This is a genomic window from Rhizobium sp. CB3171, assembly GCF_029714265.1.
GTDB lineage: Bacteria > Pseudomonadota > Alphaproteobacteria > Rhizobiales > Rhizobiaceae > Rhizobium.
Genome location: NZ_CP121653.1, coordinates 2324809 through 2346377 on the forward strand (window position 1 = coordinate 2324809; position 21569 = coordinate 2346377).

Here is a 21569-nt window from a genome sequence, read left to right on the forward strand (position 1 = left end):
CCTTAGCGCAGGTCCGCCGTCTGCGAGAGAAACCATTCCACTAGGATGTTGAGCTTATCCTGTTCGGTTCGACGCTCGTTGGCCACCAGAAAGAAGGCGCCTCCCGTCTTCACCGAAACGTCTAACGGCCTCACCAGAAGCTTGTTTTGAAGCAAGAGCTGGGCGGAGAAATTCCATCCAAGGGCAATCCCCTCCCCCGATAGGGCTCCCTGCATGACCAATTGATAGTCATTCAGCACCATGTTTGGTGCTGCATCTACCGATCCCGCCCCCACGAGGTTGAACCATTCTCCCCAACTGAGCCGCTTGCGATGCGGATCGAAGGAGTGAAGGAGGTGGTGATCGGACAAATCCGCCACAGCGGTAACGGGAGCATGGTTCGACAAATAAGTGGGCGAGCATACCGGGAACACCACCTCGTCAGAGACAAACCAGCGGGACGGCGGAACAGGCCATTCATTCAGAGAGCGTTCGATGGCCATATCTGCGGCCGCCTAAATCGTCGCTTCCATTCCTAAATGTCCGCTGCGGCGGGCCAAGATGAAGGACGCCGAGATCGTCCCACCTGCGATTAAAGCGTTCGGTGTACCTTTCGCAAAAGATAGCCCCCTTCACCGGCTCCAAGGTGGAACAACATCGTCGGCCCCTTCGCTACCCACCGCAATCCAGGTCCAGCCACATCGCCTTATCGAAATCCTCGACGGACGCGACGCCCGTCTTGATGAGGTGGATCGCGTTGACAAACCAGCTCAGAGGATATCTCCCATCGCCACTCCGCGAGGCTGGTGTCCTTGTTCTGAAGCAGCAAGATCCGTCAGAACGAAATCGATGAATTCCTGCACATGCGGCTTGTCCAGGGATGCTCGGTTCACCTTCAAATAATATCCCCGATCGACGCGAAGAGGGGCATCGAACAATGTGCGGAGCGCGCCTTCGTCCAGCAGCGATCGTACGAGATGATGCCACCCCAGAACGATTCCCTCGCCCTTGATCGCTGCGTTCACGAGAAGCGGATAATTGTTGCTGATCATGATGGGCGATAAGTGCGGCACATCGAGACCGTTCGCCCGAAACCAATCGTCCCAAGTGACTGGATGCCAGCCGATGGCATCAGAAGTCCAGTGCTTGCGATGCAGGTCCAGCAAATCGGCGTGCCCCAGGCTTAGGGGGTCGGGAAAGGGCCCGTGGCGTTCGAGATAATCCGGACTGCATACCGGTTGAACAATATCCGGAAAGAGGTAGCGGAGATTTTCCCCGACCTCGCAGCGTTCATTTCCACAAATCAGGGAAAGATCGACCTCGTCGAAGTTCCTCAATGTGTCGTCCTCGTCCGAGGCCAGAAGCACGAATCTCACGTCAGGCCGCTCGGAACGGAACCTGTCCACAAGGGATTTCAGCCAGAACGCGATCGCCGCATTGGTACCCGAACAGGTGATCATGGGAAGATCAGACGGAGCGTTGATATCGTTGATCGCATCGCAAATCTTGTCCAGCCCGCCGCTGACGGCAGTCAAGAGTCGTTGGCCATCGAATGTCAGTTCGAGGCTGTTGTGCTTGCGGATGAACAAGGTAACGCCCAGCGATTTTTCGAGGCCACGGATCTGCTGGCTAATAGCGGCCTGGGTCACGTTGAGCTCGTTCCCGGCGAGGGTAAAGCTGAGATGCTTCGCCGCAACTTCGAAAGTGGCGAACGAACCGAGGGAGGGAAGGTAACGGCGTTTGATTAGCATCCAATAACATCGTCGTCAGAGGGATCGTCGATAACAAAGTCGCATGTCTTTTCCGACACGCAAAGGCCGCTGCGACATTTCATAGTCGCGACAGAAGAACTATGTCGCGAGGCATCCGAATTGCGATTCAGCACCGATCTTGGGCTATTGAGACTTTCTGTGTGAGAGTGGGATGCGACACTCCACCTCACACAGAAGCCTATCACGCAATAGCCACTAACGGCTTTGAACACTTGCCAAAACAATCTGCCAGCTAGTGCGAATACCCCGCGGCCGTTTCACTAAGGCTTTTCCCTCTTGTCTCAGGCGCCCACAATTGAGACACCAGCGCGCCGCTGAAGACGACACCCGCCGCGACCAGCATGGCCGCCGAAACCCCGAATTTCTCCACGCCTATCGGCAACAGGAACGTACCCATACCCGCGCCGATCCGGCTGACAGCGGCGGCAAAACCGGTGCCGACGCCACGAACCTCGGTGGGGAACACCTCGCCGGGATAGATACTTGTCAGCGTGCCATTCATCGCATTCAGGAACGAGAAGACGAGGAAGAGGCCCAATACCACGGCTGGAGGCGCGCTCGACCACAGGCCAATGACGAGGAAGACGACCATCGTGATCCACTGCGGCGGGACTGTGAACAAGCGGCGACCGGCCTTGTCGATCAGCGCCACCGTGACGGCGACCCCGATCACAGCAACCATCGACAGTCCCACACCACCGGCGAGCCCGCCGTTGAGGCCGTAGTGCTCCAACACATTGTCTGCGAAGGTCGCGATCGCGAAATATGGCAGGACGTTGCAGAACCAGAACCACGAAACGAAAGCAGTCATTCGCCAGTACTTCGCGGAGAAGAGTTCCGAGAACTGGCCATGACGAACCTCTTCGTTCTCCATGTCCGCCATATCCCCGGCGCTCTCCAGATATTTGCGCGCGATGGCGCGGGCCTCATTCTTGCGGCCCTTGCTCCACAACCAGCGCGGCGACTCCGGCAGGCCGAGCCGGGCGACGAACAAGACGACCGCGATAAGCGTGCTCGTTCCGATGATGAAACGCCACGGCAGCGGTGTCGGCAGGTTCAGAATGTAGCCCGCCGTGTACCCGATCATGAATCCGCCATACCAGGCGAGGATCGTGACGCCCATCAGCCGCCCCCGCAGTCGGGCGGGCGCAAACTCCGACATCAGCGGCCAGCCGACCGAGTACTCAGCACCTATGGCAACGCCCATCAGCAGCCGCACCACAAACAACATCTCAACCGAATTGATGAAGAACTGCATCGCCGATGCGAGTACGAACAGCGCCATGTCGATCATGAAGAGCGGCTTTCGGCCGAACTTGTCGCCAGCCCATCCGCCGAGCGGCGAGCCGATCAATATCCCGAACAGCGCAGCGGATGCGATCAGCCCCATGTCGGCCGTCGACATACCCATATCTTGCTTCATCACAGTGGTTACAGGGCCGATGACCCCGAGGATGTAACCGTCGAGGAGCATTCCGCCCGTGAGAACGGCTATCATCCTCATCATGAAGCGTCTTTTGAACGCGGTGGATGTCTCCTCCCCGATGGTCACGCCTGCAACGGCTGCTTCCCTCTCTAGTAACATTGTCTCCTCCTTTAGCTTACGATACACATTTCCCATGCTGCGGCTTGTCTCAGGGATGGGGCTGCCGCACCGGCCGATCCAGTGATCGCCAGAGGGGCTCTTCCCAAATGCACTGATTTCTCAAAGGCCGCGGTAACTTCGTGGACAGCGGCTACGTCGAAGCCATCGGTGCGCATAGGGTCGATGGCTGCCGCGGCAATATCCCGACAATCGAGGAATATGCCCGTAATGCCTGCTGGACATCGGTGCCGCCCCTTCGTCCAGGCAAGGAAACGTCGCCGATCGGCACGGTATGCGGTCAATCTCCGGACACGACGATGTCGTTCAGATCTCGGCAATGAGAATGGAATTGCGGATTACGGCCATGGGTATGATGTTGATGGCAAGGCCCGTCGCAATGTGATGCCTGATCATTGGCACTCCTCCGAGTGGTAAAATTCCTGATGAGCGACGGTCCGACAATGTTGCATTTTGGGTATTGAGGCCGGATATGGCAAACGAGGATCTTCATGAGCGCGGCATAAGGCGCGCGTTATCCTGTCGGCTCCGGGCCAATGTCGATATTAATGGGAATGTTTAAGGAAGACCCGTTTAAGTGCCAAGCGACAGCCGCTTTGCGGTCACGAGCGTCCTCGTTGGTCGATCCAATTCCAGGATCCGTCTGCATGACACTCTAACACAGCATCATATGCCTCCCGCTGGATATCCGCTTCCGCCAGGTTTACGCAGGCAATCTTTCGCTCGGCAAGGAGTGTAAGGATGTCGCGCAGCAGGTCGTGACCGAAGATCACGTCTGCATTTTCAAAAAAGACATGGGAGGGAGCTGCGATAAGGACCCCTGCAATTGCCACAATCTGTTGGTCGCGTGGCGACAACCGGGTCGACCAGTCGTCCTCCTTATCGAGATCGTCGGTTTCCAGAACGGGTGCAAATCCCAACCGTTTGAGGAGAGAAAGGATCTGCTCATCCGTCACGTCGCTCGACCGCCCCGATGGCACAAGTATCTGCCGCAGAGTTCCGGGAGCAAGATGAGTGCGTTGGGCGAGAAAACGCAACTGATCGCGTGCGGGACGAATGATGCGCCCCTCTCCGGATATGCCAATCCCGGCAGTTGCGCGAAACAGCGCGGTGGCCGCCGCATTGTCGTCTCCCACTACGACCACACGGGCGTCCGCAGGGAAGGTCGCCGAAAGATCCTTGAGTAGCGCATGGCCCGTCGCCGAGGTGAGCGTAACGTGGTCATAGGCAAGATGACCATCGTGCTCAACGATTTCCAGGTTGGTTTTCGTTGGCTGACTAGCATCTTCGATCGCCTCAATGAGGGAGCTGATGCGCGCCACGACTACCGCGAAATTGGAAATCGATTTGAATTGGCTGACGATAAATGAAAACGCACCGACAAGCATCGCAAAGGCGGCGGCAGACTGGGTAATGACGCCGAACTCCATGTCTCCGCGGATAAATACCGGGGCTATGATGAGGATCGGAATGATCTGAGTCATCCAGTTGTAGCCCGTCGTGAAGAAACCGACATTGCGGTTGATGACGATTATGCGCCTGAAGTTCATGGCAAGTTCATCGAAACGCCTCAGCAAGAGATTGGCGTGCCTTTGCTCTCCTCCGCCAAGCATGATCGATTCCGCGTTTTCGCGCACGCGGATTAAGCTGGACCGGAACGCAGCCTCGCGATCGAGCTGATCGTAGCTCAGACTGATCAGCGGGCGGCCTAGTAGAATCGTCAGGTAAGATCCTGTGGCTGCGTATACGACAGCCGCGATGAATAGCAGCGGACTGATGAGCCAAAGTACGCCTGAAAAGGTCAGGACGGTCAAAAGGCTGTTCAGTAGCATCAATACGAAAGAAAGGGTCGTGATCGTGAAGGCGTTGATGTCATCGGCAATCCGCTGGTCAGGATGGGCGAGCTTGCCCCGAATCCCGACGCGGTAAAACGTCCCTCCGCTCATATAAATACCAACAGCGCGGCGCGTCAGGAATTCCCGCCAGAGCAAGGCCAGCCGCTCTTCCGAGAACCTGGCGATCACCGAGACGATGGTCGATGCCGCGAAAGCCATGGTATACAGGATGGCCTGGCGAATGAATTCGGCCGTCTGCCTTTCGGCGATGGCGGTCATGAAATGCCGACCGACGAAGCTATTGACGACGTTCAAAGCACTGATGCCGCCGAAGAGAGCGACGAGAGCGAAAAGAAGAAACTTGGCTCTTCCGCCCACATCCGATGTCATGAAGATTTTGACCGCACGGACGAACCTTGTTGCCGTCACCTTGAGCGGAATATGCTGGTTATTCATGTTCGCCCCCGTTTTGCGCTGGAGAGAATTTATGGCCTGCGAAAGCGTCTTGACGGAGAACGGCGCTCGCGATCCGGGGAGTACGCGCGAAGTCCGCAGTGGCTGAGACTTCCGGAAGCATTACAGGTCTCGGCGAACAGCCCGCCTATCAAGCCTTGATCAGCGCCAACGTGTGCCGTGCAATCATCAATTCCTCGTCGGTCGGCACGACATAGACTGCGACCTTGCTGTCCTCACTTGATACCAGCAACTCGCCGGCATCGTTTCGCTCAGGGTCGAGCAACGCTCCAAGCCAGCCTAGCTTTTCGGCAATCCGCGCGCGCATCACTGGCGAATTTTCCCCGACGCCAGCCGTGAAGACGAAGGCGTCCAGCCCACCCAACGCCGCCGCCAGCAAGCCGGCGTTAAGGCCGATGCGATGCACGAAATGGTCGAGGGCCAGCGTCGCACCGGCGTCGCTGCTGGCAAGCAGATCGCGCACGTCGTTGCTGATGCCGGAAAGTCCCTTGAGGCCAGATTCCTTATAGAGAAGGTCCTGCAATTGCACTGCCGTCATGCCGTATTGCTGGAGCAGATAAAGGAGTACGCCGGGATCGATCTGCCCGCATCGCGTACCCATCGGCAATCCATCGAGGGCGGTGAACCCGAATGTGCACTCGACGCTTCGCCCGCGGTTGAGCGCGCACATGGAGGCGCCGCTTCCGAGATGGGCAACGATGACCCGTCTGCCGCTAACGTCCGGCGCGACCTCGGCCAGCTTTCCGGCCACATATTCGTAGGACAGCCCGTGAAAACCGTAGCGCCGGACACCCTCGTCGAAATAATGCGCCGGAATGGCATAGTGGTCGGCCATCGGATCATGGCCGCGATGGAAGGCGGTATCGAAACAAGCGACTTGAGCTAGCTGCGGTTGGTGCTCCAGCAGGATGCGGATGGGCGCAAGATTGTTTGGCTGATGCAGCGGCGCAAGCGACGTGTACCGCTCCAGTTCCCGCAACAGGTTTTCGTCGATGCGCGCTGGACGCATGTGGTCTGGACCGCCATGGACGACACGGTGACCGACGGTGATCAGCCGCCCCTCATGATGCTCCCGCAGCCATTCCCCCACCAGACGCATCGCCGCCGGCAAGTCGGGAACGGTATCGCGTGGGTAATCTTCGTCCGCCAGCCGATCGCCGCCGGCGCCCTTGATGGTCAGGCGCGGCGCGGTGCCGATCCCTTCCATCCTCCCCTTGATCCGCCGTGCAAGCGTATCCGCCGCGGCGAAGACCTCGAACTTCAGGCTGGAGGAACCGGCATTCACGACGAGGATAGTGTCCATGGCATCAACCGCTCCGCATAGGCTGTTCGAAGTCGCCACCCACCACAAGTCAAGGAACGGGACAGGGTCTCGCGTCCCAGATTTCGGCCGCATACTCGGCGATCGTGCGGTCGCTTGAGAACTTTCCGGAGCTTGCGATGTTGAGCAGCGCTTTACGAGTCCATGCACGAGGATCGCCGTAGAGAGACTGCAAACTCTGGTCCGCTTCCAGATATGAGGTGAGGTCCGCCAGATGTCTGAAGACATCGCCGCTCGTCAGGAGGATATTGCGTAGCGCATCCACGACCCCAGGTTCATGACGGCAGAAATGACCTGATAGGATCAGGTCCAGCACCGCACGGGTTTCGGGTTCGTTGTCGTAATGCCAATGTGGGCTGTACCAGCCGCGGCTCCCCGCGACTTCGTCAGCCGTCAGGCCGAACAGGAAAAAATTTTTCTCGCCGGCTGCCTCGGCCATTTCGATCGTGGCGCCATCACGAGTGCCGATCGTCAGCGCGCCATTCATCATGAACTTCATGTTGCTGGTACCGCTCGCTTCATATCCGGCCGTCGAGATCTGGTTGGAGACGTCACTGGCGGGGATGAGGCGCTCTGCCACCGAGACGCAGTAGTCGGGCAGGAAGACGACCTTAAGGCGCCCGCGCACTTGAGGATCGGCATCTATCGTGCCGGCGAGGTTATTGAGAAATTTGATTATCAGCTTCGCCACGTTGTAGGCGGGCGCGGCTTTGCCGGAAAAGAAGAAGGTACGCGGCGTCATATCCAGGCCGGGATCTTCGCGGATCCGGTTGTAGAGCGCGACGATCCTCAATGCGTTCAATAATTGCCGCTTGTATTCGTGAATGCGTTTGACCTGGCTGTCAAAGATCGCGCTGGGATCGACGACGATGCCGGCGCTTGACTTCAGCCATCCGGCAAAGCGGTGTTTTGCCATACGCTTGGCTTCCCGGACCTGATCGACAAAGCTGTCGTCAGCGACAAGCGGTTTTAACCTTTCCAGCTCGCTGAGGTTGGTGATCCATCCCTCGCCGATGGCACCGCTTATGCAACCGGCAAGCTCCGGGTTGGACATGAGCAGCCAGCGTCGGGGTGTCACGCCATTCGTCTTATTGTTGAACCGGCGCGGGAATATCTCCGCGAGGTCCTTGACGGTGGTTTCGCGCAGCAATCTTGAATGGATCTCGGCTACCCCATTGGTGCTGTGCGAGCCGACGATGGCAAGATGGGCCATGCGCACCAGACGTTCGCCACCATGCTCGATCAGGCTCGCCCGCTCGATCCGGTCCTGGTCATCGGGAAAGAGGGTGAGGATCTCCTCCCGGAAGCGACGATCAATCTCCAGAATGATCTCAAGGTGACGCGGCAACATCAATTCGAACCACCGCAGCGGCCATTTCTCCAGCGCCTCGGGCAGAAGCGTGTGATTGGTGTAGGCAAGGCAAGCCCTGGTCAGATCCCATGCGTCATCCCAACTGAGATCCGCGTCATCGAGCAGGATGCGCATCAGTTCCGCAACTGCCATGCTCGGATGCGTGTCGTTGAGCTGGATCGCCACCTTGTCGGGCAGAAAATGCCAATCGGTATTATTTGAGCGAAATCGCCGGACGAGGTCGGCAAGGGAACATGCGACCAGGAAATATTCCTGAACGAACCGCAGGCCCTGTCCCATGCTCGTCGAATCGTCGGGGTAAAGAACCCGGGTGACTGTCTCGGCCGTTAGTCGCTGTGCCAGCGCGCTGACGAACTCACCGGCGCCGAAGGTCTGGAAATCGAAGCTCTCCGGTGTTGCAGCCGCCCAAAGCCGCAGCGTATTTATGGTCCTGCCGCCGTAGCCGATGATCGGGCGGTCGTAGGGTATGCCGATCAGGTGGGACGGTCTCCCGACTGCGACCCGTAAATTCCCGCCGCGGACCTCGAAGGAGCAGCCGAGTTTGATTTCCACGGCTTCCTGCGGGCGAGCGACCTCCCAGGGATCCGGCCGGCGCAGCCAGTTGTCCGGCTGCTCGCGTTGCCAGCCATCGACGATCATCTGTTTGAAAATCCCGTACTCGTAGCGCAGCCCATATCCCATCGCCGGCAGTTGCATCGTTGCCATCGAATCCAGGAAGCAGGCGGCGAGCCGCCCCAGCCCGCCGTTGCCCAGCCCCGCATCGGGCTCCTCGGCAAGAATGGCCAGTTCGTCTATGTGCTCGTGATCGAAAAAACGGCTGGCGAGCGGATCAAGGCGGAGATTGAGGATATTGTTGCTGAGAGATCGCCCGATCAGGAACTCCATCGACAGATAATAGACCCGCTTCGGGTTCTCCATGCTGTAGGTCTGTTCCGTCCGTTGCCAGCGCTGCGACAGCACATCCCTGACGGATCGGGCAATCGCCTCATATCGCTCACGGTTTCCCGCATTCTCGGGAGCGATAACATTGTCGAACAACAAATGACGCTCATAGAGCCCGTCATGGCTTCCCCTGAATTGGATCGGCCCGCAACCATATTGTTCTGGAAGATGCAGAGAGGAAAGTGACTTGAAATCCTGCGGCTGAACAGCCGCCTTCTCGCTGCTCATGCTACCCCCCTTGCCGTGCCCTGGCAGACACTCCAACAGTTGTAATTGGTTCCCGCATTCACGAGGGCCCGCCTGTGTGAGCGGCTCTGGCACTCTGGTTGCCAGGGTCTCCAAAGGTCCGAGGCCCTCTTCTGATTCTCTAGCTTTCGTGCTTCGGAAAATGATCCACAACGCCAGCAACGCCCCGGACACTCTCGGCAGCGACGCGCGCCGCCTTCCGGCATTCCTCCGTCGAGACATTTCCCCACAAATGTACCACGCCGTTTGCCACGGTCACCGTCAGATCCTGTCCTTCGAGACCGGTATTCTCATTGAGGCGGATGAGGATGCTGCGACGGATCGCTTCATCACCAGGCGCCGTTTCATCGGGCTTGGCGAAGATAATCGCCTGGAGAAGATCGGCGCGGCTCACAATGCCGACGACGGCGCCCGCTCTCGTCACTGGAAGGCGCTTGATGCCGTGCTCCTCCATCAGGTTAGCGACGCGTGCAAGCGGCGTGTCCTCCCCGATGGACACCGGATTGCGGCTCATCACATCGGCAACCTTCCAGGCATTGCTCTTGATGTATGTCCTGGCCTTTTCCTCCGGGGACAACGACTCGTCGGCCATGGTTCGATGACCTAGCTCGGATCTCCGCAGCAGATCGCCCTCTGTGATTAGGCCAACCAATTGGCCCTCATCGTCGATAACCGGGATGCCGCTGACACGATTGGCGAGCATCAGCTCTGCGGCCTGCTTGACGCTATTGTCCGGCGAGACCTTGATAATTCTTACCTTCATCACGTCTCTGACCAGCATCACTCCGCCTCCGACGTAGAAATCCAAGCCACAAATTCGCCGTTTCTAATATAGCTCCGCACAAAGGCTGAGACAACTCAGGGACAGTACTGAGCAAGGCCCGCGGAAGCGAAAAATGGGGCTCCGACTATCAATGATTGGGTCTAAGATAGTCGCCTGGCCGTACATCCCCGCAACAGGTTTGGCGCCGCAACGGTAACCGTCAGTGCTCTCTTCGCAGGCTCTCCATCACAGCCACGCGCCGGCAAATCCCGCCCTCCTCAGTCCGCGGACGACTGGCTCGCAATTGCGCGTCAGTTTCCAGAGGAAACCGGTTCTATAGTTCTCGATCATCAGCGCCACCGGACCCTGATCGATCCCAAAATGGTAAGGGCTGGTCCACCACCCCGTTGGGCTGTTCTCATCCTTGAACGTCTGATTGAAAGATGGCTTGAAACCATAGAGCCGCGTCATCCCCAGCTTCAGGGCAGCGAAATTGCGGACGGTTGGAATGACGATCTCAGGCGCAAACGGCAGGGACGCAACGACGACCCAGGGCGAGACGGTACCATCGTCCGGTCCGAAGGGTGCGCCACGCGCGACATAGTCGAAGAATTCGCGGCGCTGGCCACCAATATCCCTGGTCAGCCAGCCGGGGCCGTCGCTTGCGGTGAATCCCCAGCAGTGCTCGCCATATCCCTCGAACCCCAAGGGATTCCGGATCGCATATTCCTGCTGTACGAAGGTGGCTTGCCGACTGTTTTGGAAATAATCGCTGTCATGCTCCCGCATGAATTCATCGCGAATGTCTCGGAAATCGATCCACATATGCGAAAGCTGATGCGTGAAGAGAGGACCGGAATAAAGCAATTCGCGCCCGAAGATGTTTCGCCACTCGTAGCTTTCCGTGTAAGCCGCATAGCTTTCCTGCGGTAGCGGATGGGTCGGCGAGCCAAGTCCGAGGATGTAGAGAAGCAAGCCTTCGTCATAGCCGCGCCAGCGATAGGGAATGAAACCGTTTTCCGGTCGCCAGCCATGGGTCAGCGTCGCGCCGTGGTCGCACGCCCAGTTCCAATCCGCCCGCTCGTAAAGCGCCGTGGCGAGTTGCCTGACCTTCACCTCATCTTCCGAGTCCCCATCAAAATAGGTGGCGACGGTCAAAGCGCCGGCAAACAGAAAGGTCGAGTCGATCGTCGACAATTCGCATTGCCAGACCCGCCGCCCAGTTTCGATGTCGAGGAAATGATAGAAGAAGCCCTTGTAGCCCGAGGCATCAGGTTCCGGCCCCTGGTGGCAATGCATCAGAAATTCCAGTCGCCGCCGAGCGATCTTGGCGGCGAACTCGCGAATAACGACGCCGCGCTCGACCACGACCGGAATAGTGGCAAGCCCCATGCCGACAGCGGCGATGCTTGCCGGCGCGCCCGCTTGTGTCTTGTCGCGCACCAGCCCGTTGTCTGGGTTGGTGCATTGGAGATAATAAAGCAACGTCGTGAACTGAAGGCGACCGAGATCCTCATTGGTCGGCATTCGGTTCAGATCGGCATCGGTTGACAACAATTCCGACATGACCGACCCATCACCAAAACAAACTCGGAAGGCGGACGACTGGTCGGCCTGCAGCTATGTCATTTGCGGTCAACCGCAACATATGTCCGCCTCCTTGTTTAACGGTCATCGGCTTATCGCCATTTAAGTATTGTCGCCTTCCGTGGACGTCGTTCCCTTCACCTGCTCCATACTCTTGACGCCCCATTTCCAGCCGCTGATCTGAGGCATGTCATCGCCATGCTCCTCGATGTACTGCCGGTGCTCAATCAGCTTCTCGCGGATCGCCTGCTTGAAGTAGGCCGCGCGAGCGCCGAGTTGCGGCAGCCGATCGATGACGTCCTCGACCAGATGGAAGCGGTCGAGCTGGTTAAGAACGACCATGTCGAACGGTGTCGTCGTCGTTCCCTCCTCTTTGTATCCTCGAACATGCAGATTGTCGTGGTTGGTGCGCCGGTAGGTCAGGCGATGAATCAGCCAGGGATATCCATGGAACGCGAAAATGATCGGCTTATTCTTGGTGAAAAGCGCATCGAAATCGCGATCGGGAAGCCCATGCGGGTGCTCGTTCGAAGGCTGCAACTTCATGAGATTGACGACGTTGACGACGCGCACTTTCAACTCGGGGATATGCTCACGGATCAGTTGGACTGCCGCAAGCGTTTCCAGCGTCGGCACGTCGCCGCAGCATGCCATCACGACGTCGGGCTCCGATCCCCGATCGTTGCTGGCCCACTCCCAAATACCGACACCTTCGGCGCAGTGCTTGATCGCCTGATCCATTGTCAGCCATTGCGGAGCCGGTTGCTTGCCAGCCACGACGACGTTCACGTAGTTGCGGCTGCGCAGGCAATGATCGGTGACGGAAAGCAGCGTGTTTGCATCCGGCGGCAGATAGACGCGGATGACCTCGGCCTTCTTGTTGACAACGTGATCGATGAAACCGGGATCCTGGTGGCTGAAGCCGTTGTGGTCCTGCCGCCAGACGTGCGAACTCAGGAAGTAGTTCAGCGAGCCGATTGGCCGTCGCCAGGGAATGTGGTTGCACACCTTCAGCCACTTGGCATGCTGATTGAACATCGAGTCGATGATGTGGATGAAGGCCTCGTAGCAAGAGAAGAAGCCGTGGCGTCCCGTCAGCAGATAACCTTCCAGCCAGCCTTGGCACTGATGTTCGCTCAACACCTCCATCACACGGCCATCGGGCGACAGGTGATCGTCCTCCGGATAAATCTCCGCCATGTAGCAGCGGTCGGTGACCTCCAGCACGTCCTGCCAGCGGTTGGAGTTGTTCTCGTCAGGGCTGAACAGCCGGAAGTTCTTGCTGTCCATATTCAGCTTCATGATATCCCGCAGAAACTTACCCATGACGCGAGCGGATTCAGTCGTTACCGATCCGGGGCTGGGCACCGAGACGGCGTAGCTGCGGAAGTCCGGCATCTTCAAATCGCGCAGCAGCAGACCGCCGTTTGCATGCGGGTTGTCGCTCATCCGGCGATGACCCGATGGTGCCAAGGAGGCAAATTCGGTGCGCAACTTGCCATTCTCATCGAAGAGTTCTTCAGGCTTGTAGGTTTTCATCCAGTGTTGAAGGATCTGGATGTGCTCCGGCTTGTTCATGTCGCCCATCGGAACCTGGTGCGACCGCCAATAGTCTTCGCATTTCTTGCCGTCGATTTCGCTTGGGCAAGTCCACCCCTTGGGGGTGCGGAAGACGATCATGGGCCAAGCCGGACGGCTGACATTCCCTTTCCCTCTAGCGTCCGCCCAGATCCTCTTGATCTCCGCGACTGCCGTGTCCATGGCTGCGGCCAGTTGCTGCTGGACCTGGTCGGGCTCATGCCCTTCAACGAAGAGGGGGGCATAACCCATCCCCTCGAAGAATTTCCGCAGTTCCTGCTCTGGAATGCGGGCGAGGAAGCACGGATTGGCGATTTTGTAGCCGTTGAGATGCAGGATCGGCAGCACGCATCCGTCACGCGCGGGATTGAGGAACTTGTTGCCATGCCATCCCGTGGCGAGCGGCCCTGTCTCCGCCTCTCCATCCCCGACGACGCAAGTGACGATAAGATCCGGGTTGTCGAAGGCTGCGCCGTAGGCGTGGCTCAGGGCATAGCCCAGCTCACCCCCTTCATGGATGCTTCCAGGCGTTTCCGGAGCGACGTGGCTCGGAATGCCGCCAGGAAAACTGAACTGCTTGAACAGCCGCTGCATGCCCTCCGCGTCCTGCCCGATATTCGGATAGACTTCGCTGTAAGTCCCTTCCAGATAGGCATGTGCGACGAGCGACGGTCCGCCATGGCCAGGCCCGATCACATAGATCATATTGAGGTCGTCGCGCTTGATCACACGGTTCAGATGCACGTAGAGCATGTTCAGGCCGGGCGACGTCCCCCAATGGCCGAGCAGACGCGGCTTGATATGCTCCCGCTTCAGCGGCTCTTTGAGCAACGGATTGTCGAGCAAATAGATCTGCCCGACAGACAGATAGTTCGACGCCCGCCAGTAGGCGTCCATCAAGCGGAGTTCCTCGGCTGATAGCGCACTTTCTACCTGGGACTTGCCTGAAAATTTCTCGTTTCTCACTGCGGTTTCAAGTGAAGTCATCTGAGCCTCCCATCAAAATGGCAATGCAGAATCTCTCCAGTTACTGTCACGCAAGCGAATGCAGTCTCACTACTCTACGATCATCGCTCTTGCTGCTTTCCATATGTGGAAAATGTCGTCGATTCTCTCCAGGCTCTCCATGGAATAGTGGGCGCTGCCGGCTTTAGCGGCCAATCATTGTTCGCCGCGTACATGCCGTTAGAGCATACCCGTCACCTCATTTCCCACGACTCTTAGCCGGCTTAAGGAATTGGATCTTCCCTGGCGAATGGGCAGGGAACTGCCGAACGACATCGCCTCCATCACCCATACCATTTCGAATTGCCCCCATCCCGTTTGATTTCAGAGATATTTCTGCAACTTACCAAGCGTAAGCGGGGCGCGACAGAGGATGAGCCGAAGGCGGCGCCTGTATCATCGGAGCCAAGTGCCATGCTGGCCATTAACCCAACGCCCGATTGAAAAAATTCCACCTTCGGATCAGATCGCCCTCACTGATGAGCCCTGCCCTTCAGCGTTAATGACAGGAACGCCGCCTTCGTGATGATCGAACTTGAGCTTGGCCGCCTGTCTGACGCCGATGTCAGGCAGCGGTTTCAAAACCTTGATCGTCATCACATCTTAGGCGAGCATTCCAGTCTAGGCCAACCATACCCCACGTTGCGCCATTAGTGAAATCTAAAGTAAACCTGTTGGAACCATTCCGCAACTGCTTCCATGCCGGGTTTTTTCGTGTTGAGGGCCATTTCCCGCCGATCTGCCCGGCCCGCACTATGGATCGAGAGCGGCCGGCCGACCCCTCGCCGCAGTCATTTTGCAATTGAATTCGCCATAGTCTTCTCCTTATATAGGACGAATTCTAAAATCTCGGAGAGACCCATGCGGCAAGAAGATATCGAGGAAACCGTCGCCGAGAGCAGTTACAGGCAGATTCGTGCCGATATCATCTTCGGACGGCTTTCGCCGGGGCAAAAGCTGAAACTGGAAAATCTCAGAGGTGCTTATGGGACTAGCGTCAGCACGCTCCGGGAAATCCTCAACCGGTTGACCTCGGAGGGTCTCGTCGTCGCGGAGGGTCAGCGGGGCTTCGAGGTGGCGGGGGTCTCCGTTGCCGATCTCAGGGAGATTGCCGCACTTCGGCTTTTGCTCGAGGAACATGCGCTGGAGCAATCCTTCGAACAGGGCGATGTGGAATGGGAGGCGCAGCTCGTGTCGGCCCATTACAAGCTGGCGCGCATGGAAGCGATGATGGCCTCTGGCGATACAGCCCGGGCCGAAGACTGGAAACGTTATGACTGGGAATTCCACCAGGCGCTGATAGCCGCTTGCGGCTCGCGGCTGTTGATGGAAACGCATTCCTCCGTCTTCGACAAATATCTGCGCTATCAGATGGTTGCGCTCTCCTATCGCGGCGGCGTTGCCGAAGAGGAGCACAAACAGCTATTGGACGCAGCGCTCAGGCGCGACAGCAAGACGGCCAAGACGATCCTTCAGCGCCATATCCAAGCGGGCGTCGAGCATGCGCTCGGCAAGGGCCTGCTCTCCTCATCTGCCAGACTGACGAAATAACAATGGCTGCGCCGCGCAACATAGACAAACCGATGCTCAAGGCCACGGCCGAAGCCTGGGAGACCATCAGCGATGTTGTCTTCCGGCAGATCCGGCAGGACATCATTTCCGGGGCGTTGGCGCCTGGGACCAAGATCAAGCTGGAACAAGCCAAGGAGCATTATTCGATCAGCGTCTCCTCCCTGCGCGAGATTCTCAGCCGCCTTGCCATGGAGAATCTCGTACTTGCCGAGGGGCAGCGTGGCTTCGAGGTGAGCCAGGCGTCGCGCAAAGAGCTGGAGGAGCTTGCCGATCTCCGCACCTTGCTCGAGACACATGCGATCGGGCTATCCTTCGCGTCCGGCACATTGGAATGGGAAGGCCGGATCGTCGCCGCCCATCACAAGCTCGCGGCGGCCGAACGCAAGCTGCTGGCGGGTGATGCTTCGCGCACCATCGACTGGGTGCGCTACGACTGGGAATTCCATCAGGCGATCGTCTCGGCCTGCAATTCGGCGACGCTGATGGCGACACTTTCGTCCGTCTTCGACCGCTTCCAGCGGTATCACATGCTGGCGCAGAGCTTTCGCGGCAAGGCGGTGGTCGACGATCACAAACTGCTATTCGAGCTTGCACTGAAGCGTGATGTAGAGGGCGCAAGAGCGATCATTCGTAGGCATATCCAGAGTGGTGTGGAGCACGTGTTGACCAGCGGCCGGATCGGCTGAGGTCACATCGCATCCTTCGGAACCCCCTCGGGCCGCATCTGCTTCTTCAGCGCCGCAATCCTGAAAATCGCATTTGGTGCCCCATAACCGCGGTAAGCACGACGTTGCACCACCTCGAAGAAGAATCCCTCGCCATAGGTGCCGCTATAGAGCTGGAAATACTCCCCCTCATCATCGCGGTCATAGAGAATGTTTTCTTCCTTCAGCCGTTCGGTGAGCTCCGGCTCCAACCCGAAGCGGGCTTCGACGTCGTCGTAGTAATTGGGTGAGATCGGCAGGGGCTTGAAGCCATTGGCGCGCAAGCGTTCGGCGGTTGAAAAGATATCATCCGTCGAGAAAGCCAGATGCTGGATCCCGGAGCCGAATTTTTCGGCAATGAAGTGGCCGGCGAGTGTGCGGCGGTTTTCAGCGCCGTTCATGGTTATGCGCAAGCTGCCCGACTGGTTTTCGATTGCCTGGCTGCGCACCACGCCGGAGGGATCGATGATATCGACCATGGGGGTTTTGCGGGTCTCGAAGATCGAGGTGTAGAAGAGCAGCCAGGTCAGCATCTCGTCATAGGCGACGGTCTGGGCGATATGATCGATCTGCCGCAGGCCGGCGTCCGTGGTGGTCCCTTCTTCATTCACAGATTCAAAATCGATCTCCGAGAATCGCCCGAGCGGGCTCTTCTCATCGATGAGATAGATAAGTCCACCGCCGACACCGCGGATCGCCGGCAGTTGCAGCTCGCCCTCTGCGACGGCCTGGGCGAAGGGTTCGGCATCGAGCGCCAAGGCGCGGGCATAGGCCTGCCCGGCATCATCGACGATAAGCGCCATCGCGTAGGCAAACGTGCCATGAACGGCATAGGCGGCATTGGCAAATCCGGCGGGATCGACATTGACGAGGATACGGATCTCGCCCTGCTGGAAGAGCGTCACCTTCTTGGAACGATGCACCGCCACCTTGCGGAAGCCGAGCGCTTTGAGGATGCCGACGAGCTCCACGGCCTCCTCGTCATCGGTCGCAAACTCGATGAAGCCGATGCCTTTGACAGCCGCACGCGCAGGCATCTCGATGCCGACAGGCGTCTCCACCTTCCGGCGGATTTGGTCGGCCAGGTAGATCAGTGAGCGATGGCCATCGGCGGCGATCGCCCGCGTCGAGCCGCCGCGGAACTGGTCGTTGAAGATCTCCAGCGAGAAGAAGCCGTCATAGCCGGTGGAGGCCACCGCCTCGGTGAATTCGGTAACGGGAAGATCACCCTCGCCCGGCATGTTGCGGAAATGCCTGCTCCAGTAGAGCAGTTCCATATCGATCAGCGGTGCATCGGCAAGCTGCACGATGAAGATCTTTTCCTTGGGGATCGAGCGGATGGAGTTGATGTCGATCCTGCGCGACAGCGAGTGGAAACTGTCGAGAATCAGCCCGACATTCTGGTGGTTGGCGCGGCGCACGATCTCCCAGGCATCGCGGTGGTCGTTGACAAAGCGCCCCCAGGCGAGCGCCTCGTAGCCCACTTTCAGCCCACGTTTTGCCGCCCGCTCTCCCAGCTCATGAAAGTCGGCGGCGGCCCGGTCGATGCCGCCAAGGGCTGCCTGCGAGACATTGGAACAGACGAGCACCATGTCGGTGCCGAGCTCCTGCATGATGTCGAACTTGCGCTCGGCGCGGTCGAACGTGCGCCCGCGCAAGGTATCCGGCATGCCCTCGAAATCGCGGAAGGGCTGAAAGAGCGTAATCGTCAGGCCGAGATCCCGCGCCATTCTGCCGACATCGGCGGGGCTGCCGTCAAAGGCCAGGAAATCATTTTCGAAAATCTCCACGCCGTCGAAGCCGGCGCGCGCAATCGCTTCCAGTTTTTCCGGCAACTCGCCTGAGATCGTGACAGTCGCAATCGAGGTCTTCATGGCTCGCAAATCCTCCTCGTTGGGCCGCACGGACAAAATCATCGGCCCTTATGATGGGCATTATGGCGAATGTCGTGAGGATTTCAATTCAATTGACCAAATCAAAAGTCTCATATGATTTCTAAAAACTATGTTGATTTGTGGGTTCTTCTCTGGCAAACATTATTGGGAACAGTCGGGAGAGGATGACTGTGAGGTCGCTTTCGACGACCGCCTAAGAGGGAGGATTTTATGCTGAAGTCTTTGCTGACGCGGCGTGGCGCCATGCTGGGCGCCGCCGCTCTCGTGGCCGCCATCGGGCTTGCAAACCCCGCTGCCGCCGTCACGCCCGAAGAAATCAAGGCCCGTGGCAAGCTGATCGTCGGCATCCAGGGCGATAACCCGCCATGGGGCTTCGTCACCAGCGCCGGAAAGCAGGATGGGTTTGATGCCGATATGGGTGCGCTCTTCGCCAAGGAACTCGGCGTCGAAGTCGAATTCGTTCCGCTCGAAGTCAATAACCGCATCCCGGCGCTGACAAGCGGCCGCGTCGACGTGCTGTTTGCGACCATGGCCATGCTGCCGGACCGCGCCAAGGCCGTCCAGTTCAGCCAGCCTTACAATGCCAATGCCATCGTTCTGATCGGCCCGAAGAACAAGTCGATCAAGACCAACGAAGACATGGCGAACCTGACGATATCCGTTGCCAAGGGTGCGGCGCAGGACACGCAGGTCACCAAGAATGCGCCGACTTCCGCCACCATCCGCCGCTTTGACGGCGATGCGGCCAGCGTCCAGGCACTTGTTTCCGGCCAGGTCGATGCCCTCGGCGGCAACATCTTCTACATGGACCGGGTGGAAAAGGCCCGCCCCGGCGAATTCGAAAACAAGCTGGAGTTCCAGAAGCTCTATAACGGCGCCTGCACGCGTCTGGGCGAAAAAGAAATCAACGCCGCGCTCAATACATTCATCGACAAGATCAAGGCCGATGGCGACTTGAAGAAGATCTACGACAAGTGGATGAAGGTGCCAGTTCCGGAATTCCCGAAAAGCCTCGACGGTATTCCGTTCGCGGCGAACTGAGCAACACGCTCCTGGCAATCCAAGCAATAAGGCGGGCATTGCAATGCCCGTCCACACCACCTTTTTGCCCAAGACCACGAAACTAGCCTACCCTGGGTGAGGTGCATATGACCAGAACCATCTTCGTCCTCAACGGACCGAACCTCAACCTGCTGGGCGAGCGCGAGCCGCATATTTATGGCTCGACGACACTCGCAGACATCAGGCGGATGTGTCTCGCCAAAGCCGACAGCCTCGGCTTTACGATCGATTTCCGCCAAACGAATTTCGAAGGCGAGCTGGTAGAAAGCGTGCATCAGGCCCGGAAAGAGGCCTGCGGCATCATCATCAATCCCGCCGCCTATACGTTCACCTCGATCGCGCTGCTCGATGCGCTGAAAACCTTCGAGCCGCCGAAGATCGAGCTGCATATTTCCAATGTCCATGCCCGCGAGGAAATCTACCACAAATCCCTCGTCTCGCGCATCGCCACCGCCATCATGATCGGCTTTGGCGCCCGCGGTTACGAGCTTGCCATAGAGGCGATGGCCGGCATGGTGGGGGCAGCGAAAACATGAACTATCACCTGGATTTCACGCCCGTCATCGATGGCCTGCCGAGCCTGCTGCTCGGCTGTCTCGGCACATTCCTGCTTGCCATCTGGCATGATTCTCGCCGTCATCATCGGTATCGGCGGCGTGGCGCTGAGGGATTCGCCGATCAAACCGGTGCGCTGGCTGGTGATCGGCTTCGTGGAGCTTATCCGCAACACGCCCTTCCTGGTGCAGATCTTCTTCCTGTTTTTCGCCCTGCCGCTGATCGGCATCCGCCTCGACCCGACGCCGACGGCGATCATCGCGCTCGGCATCAATGGCGGCGCCTATGCAATCGAGATCATCAGAGGCGGCGTGCAATCCATTCCCAAGGGGCAGATGGAAGCGGGCCTGGCGCTCGGCCTGCACAAGGTCCAGGTCTTCCGACTGGTCATCCTGAAGCCGGCGCTGAGGGCGATCTACCCCTCGCTGACCAGTCAGTTCGTGCTCCTGACGCTATCGACCAGCATCGTCTCGGCGATCTCGGCTTATGAGCTCACCTCGGTGGCACAGCGCATCGAATCCGACAGCTTCCGCAGCTTCGAGGTCTATTTCACCATCACGGTCTTCTACCTCGTCATTTCCTGGCTGATGATGCGCCTCTTTGCGCTTTTCTCAGCCCGCTATTTCACCTATCCGGTCAATTGAGGGCACCATGGGCAGCGAAGAATTCATCTTCCTTCTGATCGGCCTGAAATGGACCGTGCTTCTCTCGGCCGTCGGCTTCGTCTGCGGCTGCATCGCGGGCCTCGGCGTGGCACTGGCGCGCACCTCGGGCATACCGCTTTTGGAGCGGGCGACGGCGACCTACATTGCTGTCTTTCAGGGCACTCCGCTCCTGATGCAACTCTTCGTCACCTATTACGGGCTGGCGCTCATCGGCCTCAAGCTCGATGCCTGGGAAGCGGTGGCAATCGGCCTGACGCTGCATGCCAGTGCCTATCTCGGTGAGATCTGGCGCGGCTCGATCGCGGCCGTGCCGCGCGGCCAGACGGAAGCGGCAAAGGCGCTCAGCCTGAAATATGTCTCGCGCATGAAGGATGTGATTCTGCCGCAGGCAATCCGCATCTCGCTGCCGGCGACGATCGGCTTCCTGGTGCAGCTCATCAAGGGCACGTCGCTCGCCTCCATCGTCGGCTTCACGGAACTGACGCGCGCCGGCAACATCATCTCCAACCAGATCTTCCAGCCGCTGACCGTCTTCGGCATCGTCGGCGCCCTTTATTTCCTGATGTGCTGTCCGCTGACGATCCTCGGCGCGCGCCTGGAGCGGCGCTTCAACGCCGCCCACGCGCGATGACACGGCCA

At 58.5% G+C, this 21569-nt stretch carries 16 protein-coding genes and 2 pseudogenes; 6 read left to right on the plus strand and 12 right to left on the minus strand.

The annotated features are described in order from the left end of the window. Positions 1–2 precede the first annotated feature (2 nt). From QA648_RS29760 to QA648_RS29810, 11 genes and pseudogenes are all read right to left on the minus strand, one after another. The gene (locus tag QA648_RS29760) at positions 3–482 is read right to left on the minus strand and encodes a LysR substrate-binding domain-containing protein (protein ID WP_283052518.1); all 480 of its coding nucleotides are present in this window, start codon (positions 480–482) and stop codon (positions 3–5) included. Positions 483–537: 55 nt separating this feature from the next. Next, a pseudogene (locus QA648_RS29765) lies at positions 538–735 on the minus strand (3-hydroxyacyl-CoA dehydrogenase family protein); the annotation flags it as partial. 14 nt (positions 736–749) lie between these two features. Continuing rightward, the gene (locus QA648_RS29770; protein ID WP_283052519.1) at positions 750–1730 is read right to left on the minus strand and encodes a LysR substrate-binding domain-containing protein; all 981 of its coding nucleotides are present in this window, start codon (positions 1728–1730) and stop codon (positions 750–752) included. Between the two features lie 253 nt (positions 1731–1983). After that, complete coding sequence (locus tag QA648_RS29775; protein WP_283054310.1) at positions 1984–3336, minus strand: MFS transporter; 1353 nt, start codon at positions 3334–3336, stop codon at positions 1984–1986. Positions 3337–3956: 620 nt separating this feature from the next. Then, on the minus strand, positions 3957–5645 hold the full coding sequence (locus QA648_RS29780; RefSeq protein WP_283052520.1) for an SbmA/BacA-like family transporter: 1689 nt from the start codon (positions 5643–5645) through the stop codon (positions 3957–3959). Positions 5646–5793: 148 nt separating this feature from the next. Beyond that, on the minus strand, positions 5794–6966 hold the full coding sequence (locus tag QA648_RS29785) for an acetate/propionate family kinase (RefSeq protein ID WP_283052521.1): 1173 nt from the start codon (positions 6964–6966) through the stop codon (positions 5794–5796). Positions 6967–7015: 49 nt separating this feature from the next. Then, complete coding sequence (locus QA648_RS29790) at positions 7016–9526, minus strand: glycogen/starch/alpha-glucan phosphorylase (protein WP_283052523.1); 2511 nt, start codon at positions 9524–9526, stop codon at positions 7016–7018. A gap of 139 nt (positions 9527–9665) precedes the next feature. Beyond that, positions 9666–10325, minus strand: coding sequence for a CBS domain-containing protein (locus tag QA648_RS29795; RefSeq protein WP_283052525.1), 660 nt, complete (start codon positions 10323–10325; stop codon positions 9666–9668). 228 nt (positions 10326–10553) lie between these two features. Continuing rightward, positions 10554–11873, minus strand: a complete 1320-nt coding sequence (locus tag QA648_RS29800; RefSeq protein ID WP_283052527.1) for a glucoamylase family protein — start codon at positions 11871–11873, stop codon at positions 10554–10556. A gap of 123 nt (positions 11874–11996) precedes the next feature. Next, positions 11997–14459 carry a phosphoketolase family protein gene (locus QA648_RS29805; protein ID WP_283052528.1) on the minus strand — a complete coding sequence of 821 codons (2463 nt, stop codon included), beginning with the start codon at positions 14457–14459 and terminating at the stop codon, positions 11997–11999. A gap of 480 nt (positions 14460–14939) precedes the next feature. After that, a complete protein-coding gene (locus QA648_RS29810) occupies positions 14940–15074 on the minus strand; it encodes a hypothetical protein (protein WP_283052530.1) in 135 nt (44 codons plus the stop codon). A gap of 264 nt (positions 15075–15338) precedes the next feature. Between QA648_RS29810 and QA648_RS29815 the strand changes: the two genes are divergently transcribed. Both QA648_RS29815 and QA648_RS29820 read left to right on the plus strand, forming a co-directional pair. Further along, complete coding sequence (locus QA648_RS29815; protein ID WP_104827575.1) at positions 15339–16028, plus strand: GntR family transcriptional regulator; 690 nt, start codon at positions 15339–15341, stop codon at positions 16026–16028. A 2-nt stretch (positions 16029–16030) separates the two neighbouring features. Continuing rightward, the gene (locus QA648_RS29820) at positions 16031–16735 is read left to right on the plus strand and encodes a GntR family transcriptional regulator (protein WP_283052534.1); all 705 of its coding nucleotides are present in this window, start codon (positions 16031–16033) and stop codon (positions 16733–16735) included. Positions 16736–16737: 2 nt separating this feature from the next. Here QA648_RS29820 and QA648_RS29825 read toward each other — a convergent pair whose 3' ends face one another. Further along, complete coding sequence (locus QA648_RS29825; RefSeq protein ID WP_283052536.1) at positions 16738–18627, minus strand: sugar phosphate isomerase/epimerase and 4-hydroxyphenylpyruvate domain-containing protein; 1890 nt, start codon at positions 18625–18627, stop codon at positions 16738–16740. 231 nt (positions 18628–18858) lie between these two features. On the opposite strand from QA648_RS29825, the gene QA648_RS29830 reads away from it, so the two are divergent. The 4 genes and pseudogenes from QA648_RS29830 (at position 18859) to QA648_RS29845 (ending at position 21561) form a co-directional block, all read left to right on the plus strand. Continuing rightward, the gene (locus QA648_RS29830; RefSeq protein ID WP_283052538.1) at positions 18859–19689 is read left to right on the plus strand and encodes a transporter substrate-binding domain-containing protein; all 831 of its coding nucleotides are present in this window, start codon (positions 18859–18861) and stop codon (positions 19687–19689) included. Positions 19690–19796: 107 nt separating this feature from the next. Then, positions 19797–20246: a type II 3-dehydroquinate dehydratase gene (locus tag QA648_RS29835; protein ID WP_283052539.1), complete on the plus strand. Its 450-nt coding sequence runs from the start codon at positions 19797–19799 to the stop codon at positions 20244–20246. After that, positions 20243–20909, plus strand: a pseudogene (locus tag QA648_RS29840) (amino acid ABC transporter permease). The gene QA648_RS29835 and the pseudogene QA648_RS29840 overlap by 4 nt, the downstream one beginning before the upstream one ends. Before the next feature lie 7 nt (positions 20910–20916). Further along, positions 20917–21561, plus strand: a complete 645-nt coding sequence (locus tag QA648_RS29845; protein WP_104827580.1) for an amino acid ABC transporter permease — start codon at positions 20917–20919, stop codon at positions 21559–21561. Positions 21562–21569: the final 8 nt, after the last annotated feature.